The 4,567-nt window shown below is 34.9% G+C and carries 6 protein-coding genes; 4 read left to right on the top strand and 2 right to left on the bottom strand.

The window, feature by feature from the left end:
• The first annotated feature begins 3 nt into the window (after positions 1-3).
• The gene (locus E0Y80_RS20420) at positions 4-141 is read left to right on the top strand and encodes a transposase (protein WP_449448579.1); all 138 of its coding nucleotides are present in this window, start codon (positions 4-6) and stop codon (positions 139-141) included.
• On the opposite strand, the gene E0Y80_RS20415 is transcribed toward E0Y80_RS20420, so the two are convergent.
• Together E0Y80_RS20415 and E0Y80_RS20410 are read right to left on the bottom strand one after the other, a co-directional pair.
• Positions 125-427, bottom strand: a complete 303-nt coding sequence (locus E0Y80_RS20415) for a hypothetical protein (RefSeq protein ID WP_156309495.1) — start codon at positions 425-427, stop codon at positions 125-127. The two genes, E0Y80_RS20420 and E0Y80_RS20415, sit on opposite strands and share 17 nt — an antisense overlap.
• 184 nt (positions 428-611) lie before the next feature.
• On the bottom strand, positions 612-1,199 hold the full coding sequence (locus E0Y80_RS20410; protein WP_156309494.1) for a hypothetical protein: 588 nt from the start codon (positions 1,197-1,199) through the stop codon (positions 612-614).
• A 461-nt stretch (positions 1,200-1,660) separates the two neighbouring features.
• Here E0Y80_RS20410 and E0Y80_RS20405 point away from each other — a divergent pair, with 461 nt between their 5' ends.
• Genes E0Y80_RS20405 through E0Y80_RS20395 form a run of 3 tightly spaced genes read left to right on the top strand, consistent with a single transcriptional unit; the run spans position 1,661 to position 4,187 of the window.
• A complete protein-coding gene (locus E0Y80_RS20405; RefSeq protein ID WP_156309493.1) occupies positions 1,661-2,383 on the top strand; it encodes a CoA transferase subunit A in 723 nt (240 codons plus the stop codon).
• Entirely contained in the window at positions 2,376-3,554 is a 1,179-nt protein-coding gene (locus E0Y80_RS20400) for a thiolase family protein (protein ID WP_156309492.1), read from the top strand. Before E0Y80_RS20405 ends, E0Y80_RS20400 begins: the two co-directional genes overlap by 8 nt.
• Positions 3,555-3,557: 3 nt before the next feature.
• Positions 3,558-4,187, top strand: a complete 630-nt coding sequence (locus tag E0Y80_RS20395) for a 3-oxoacid CoA-transferase subunit B (RefSeq protein ID WP_156309491.1) — start codon at positions 3,558-3,560, stop codon at positions 4,185-4,187.
• The last annotated feature ends 380 nt before the right edge of the window (positions 4,188-4,567 follow it).

Genomic DNA, 4,567 nt, shown 5'->3' with positions numbered 1-4,567 from the left:
ATATTGAACTACTTCGACAACAAGAGTACGAATGCTTCGGCAGAATCTTTCAATGCAAAGATAAAGGCTTTCAGAAGCCAGTTTAGAGGTGTAGGTGACATCAATTTCTTCCTGTTCAGATTGACTAAATTATTTGCTTAGTCCACAGGTTTTGAAACTGATCCATAATAATGGTACCTATACTTCCTAAGAAGTTTTCTATAATTCGAATTTTATGGTAATCTATTGTTGAGAATAATGATCTTAAAAAATCATTTCTTCTGAATTCAGAAAAATGGAATAATACCTGAAAATTCAATAAGCTAATTAAATAAGATCCCCAAGTTGGATATTGTAAAATAAAAAAATAGGAAATAATATAGAATAAGATGATTCCTGGAATTAACAAATATTTGCTGAATCCAAAATCATGGAGATATCTCTCCATAATTCGAAATTGTAACTTAAAATAATTTTCAATCATCAATTAGAAAGCTTTTACAATTAAGTAATTAGTCTAAAGGAATGAAATAAAGTTACAGGGGTTCTAAATATAAAAAAGTAGGTGCAAGGACACCTACTTTTTATAATCTACTATTTAATATAAATGTAGTGGAATAATTTAATTGGAATTAAGAGTTTCGTTTCAATTGTTCATCGAGTAATTGACGTTTCAATTGTTGTTCTCTTTCCATTGATTTCTTTCTAAGGTTTTGAAGTTCCTCTTGCAATTCATCAACAGTTTTTTTGCTTTCATCGGTATCAACTTTCGCTTTTCTAAAAGCGGCAAGTATAGCGAATAGTGCAACAGCCAGTACAATAATAATAACCCATACCATTGTATGATAGGAGCTTTTAGCGAATTGAATACCTAGGAAAGAAATACTATCTGTTTTTTTCTGTTCCGTTTCAAGCGCTGCACTAAGATTTTTCACAGAGTCTTGTAAGCCATTGATACTACCTTCAGTAGAAGAAGCATCGCCTTTTAAACCGGAGATTTGTTTTTTGTAAAGAGACAAGGAGTCTTTTACGTTCTGACGGATGATATCTAGATTAGTCTTACGAATAATCTTAAAATCTTTGTCTTGATTGCGAGATTGCAGGTTTAAATAAACAAACTGGCTGTCAAGCGGAGAGGTTTTAAGTTTCTGTTGTAGGGTTTGACCAAAAAGGGTTGTGTTGCATACCCAAAACAATAGGAAAAAAGATAATAATCGCATAGTATAAGGTGTATTTCTAATATTCAGATTCAAGTTTAGCAATTTAATTAGAATTACAAAAGAAATTATAGAAATTGATTGCAGAATGCAAGAAGGTATTTATTAGTTTAACTAAAAATTAATAATTATTTATTTTCTCGTTGATATTGCAGTAGTTATTTTTTAAAAATTTCAAGAAATTTCTGAGGACTCATTATATCATTTACAAGAAGTAGTTGATTTTACTAAAAAGTCTTAATCAAACTATTGTACTTGTTTCTATAATGGTAAAAGTTGCTAATAGTTAGGTGTTTGGGATTATTTCGTTAATTTTAAGGTGATTATAAACTAAGTAACAAAACGAAAAGTAATTCCAATATTTATTTTACTAAATGTAATATTCAGAGATATAAATTTTGTTGCTGTTCATCATATTTTAAAAAATAATACTTCCCGCATGGGATTAAATTCAAGAGAATCGTATGATTGACAAAACAGTATTGAATGCGCAGGAAGCAATAGAGGATATTCAGGATGGTATGACCATTTCATTAGGTGGATTTGGGTTATGTGGAATTCCTGAAAATTTAATATCTGCATTACTGGAAAAAGGGATTAAAGGACTAACCTGTATTAGTAATAATGCAGGGGTAGATGATTTTGGTTTGGGATTATTGCTGCAAAAGAAGCAAGTCAAGAAAATGATTGCCTCTTACGTTGGCGAGAATGCTGAATTTGAAAGACAGATGTTAAGTGGAGAACTAGAAGTGGAGTTGATTCCCCAAGGAACTTTAGCGACAAGGTTGATGGCTGGGGGATATGGTATGCCAGTAATTTATACTCCAGCAGGCGTAGGTACGGAGGTTGCGGTAGGTAAGGAAGTTCGGCGATTTACTTTTCATGGTGTTGAAAAAGAATACTTAATGGAGCATGCGTTTGAACCTGATTTTGCATTTGTAAAAGCATGGAAAGGAGATCGGGCGGGAAATTTAGTATACCGTGGTACGGCACAGAATTTTAATCATGCTGTCGCTATGTGTGGCAAGATTACAATTGCAGAAGTGGAAGAATTAGTGGAACCTGGTGAGCTTGACCCTAACTTTATCCATACTCCGGGAATTTTTATCCATAAAATATTTCAAGGGGAAAAATATGAAAAAAGAATAGAACAAAGGACGGTAAGAAATAAAGATGATAATGAATAGAAAGGTATATATAGTTGCTGCAAAAAGGACTCCCATGGGAAGTTTCGGTTCTTCTTTGTCAAGCATTTCAGCCACGGAACTTGGCGCAAAAGCAATTAAAGCAGTCTTGGAGGAAGTCAAATTAGAATTACATCAAGTAGATGAAGTTTATATGGGTTCTGTTTTGCAGGCCAATCTTGGGCAAGCGCCGGCGAGGCAAGCTTCAAAATATTCTGGCCTTCCAGATAGTGTTCCATCAACGACTGTAAATAAAGTGTGTGCAAGTGGTATGAAGGCAATTTCTATTGCCGTTCAACAAATTTTGTTGGGCGACGCAGAAGTAGTGATTGCGGGGGGCATGGAAAATATGAGCCAGGTTCCATTTTATGATACTTCAGCTAGATGGGGAGCAAAATACGGCGATCAAAAACTATTTGACGGTATTCAAAAAGATGGTTTAACGGATGTTTATTCAGCACAAGCTATGGGCAATTGTGGGGAGTTATGTGCTGAGAAGTATAATATTACAAGGGCAGATCAGGATGAATATGCAATTCAGTCATATACACGCAGCAAAATTGCATGGGAAACTGGAAAGTTTAAGAGAGAGGTAGTTCCTGTCGAGGTTCAAAGCAGGAAAGGATCTGTTTTAGTGGATGAAGATGAGGAATTTAAGAATATCAATTTTGAAAAGGTCGGCCAGTTAAGGCCCTCATTTAAGGCTGAAGGTACTATTACAGCAGCAAATGCTTCTACATTAAGTGATGGTGCGGCAGCGGTGATTCTTATGAGTGAAGAGAAGGTGAAAGAATTAGGTTTAACTCCCTTAGTTGAGGTTTTATCTTATGCTGATGCAGAACAATCACCAGAATGGTTTACTACCACTCCAGCAGTTGCAACAGAAAAGGTTTTACAAAAAGTTGGTTTAACGGTAGATGATATTGATTTTTTTGAATTTAATGAGGCTTTTTCAGTAGTGGCATTGGCAAATTCTAAATTGTTGAATATTTCAGATGAGCAAATGAATGTTTATGGGGGAGCAGTTGCTTTAGGGCATCCCCTTGGATGTTCAGGGGCACGTATTATAGTTACTTTGATCAGTGTATTATTACAAGAAGGTGGAGAGTTGGGGCTTGCAGCGATCTGTAATGGAGGCGGAGGTGCAAGTGCAATGATAATAAAGAAATGTTAGGCTATGTTAGATAAATATGGAATAGCAAAGAGAATTGCTAAGGAAATAAAAGATGGCTATTATGTTAATTTAGGGATTGGAATTCCAACTTTGGTTGCCAATTATATCCCTGAGCATATTAATGTAGTATTACAAAGTGAAAATGGTTTGCTGGGCATGGGGCCATTTCCATTTGAGGGGGAAGAAGATGCTGATTATATCAATGCTGGAAAACAAACGATCACAACATTACCGGGTTCAGCTTTCTTTGATTCTGCCATGAGTTTTGGTATGATTCGCTCACGGAAAGTAGATTTAACGATTTTAGGAGCAATGGAAGTTTCTGAAAATGGTGATATTGCAAATTGGAAGATTCCGGGAAAAATGGTAAAAGGTATGGGAGGAGCAATGGATTTAGTTGCAAGTGCTGAAAATATAATTGTTGCCATGCAGCATGTGAATAAAGCAGGAGAATCTAAACTTTTATCAAGTTGTACATTGCCATTGACTGGAGTTAAATGTGTTAAGAAAGTGGTAACTGAATTAGGGGTATTTGAAATCATGGAGACAGGAGGGTTTAAGGTTTTGGAATTACATGATGGAGTATCGTTGGACATGGTTAAGCAAAGCACAGCTGGGAAGCTATATTATTAGCTGATATTACCTTGCGACAATTAATTGAGATGATTTAAAAATTAATCTATAAATAGAAATAGGCGGACTTAGGGTTAGTCATGGTCGGAAGATTTTCTTCCGACTTTTTTGTTTTTTATATGTGCAAAAATAATTTTATAATTATCTGATAATCAAATAAATAACTTGTTTTTATCGTTTAAATTTTGTATTTTTATACTGATAATCAAACATTTATGTCAGTATTCAATGACCACAAAGTTTCCCTTAGTCAGGTTCTGGATTTCATTCCCGAGGCGCTTTTAAGCCATCTTTCAGCGACCACCAATGTTGACCACTATAGTAAAGTGCTCCATGGAAGGAAAATGTTCTATCTGCTTTTATTCTGCGTCTTTGACAAC

It is taken from the genome of Sphingobacterium endophyticum (genome assembly GCF_009733535.1).
In the GTDB taxonomy this organism is placed as follows: domain Bacteria; phylum Bacteroidota; class Bacteroidia; order Sphingobacteriales; family Sphingobacteriaceae; genus Sphingobacterium; species Sphingobacterium endophyticum.
The sequence above is the reverse complement of the archived record's forward strand: the minus strand, read 5'-3'. Positions and strand labels throughout refer to the sequence as shown.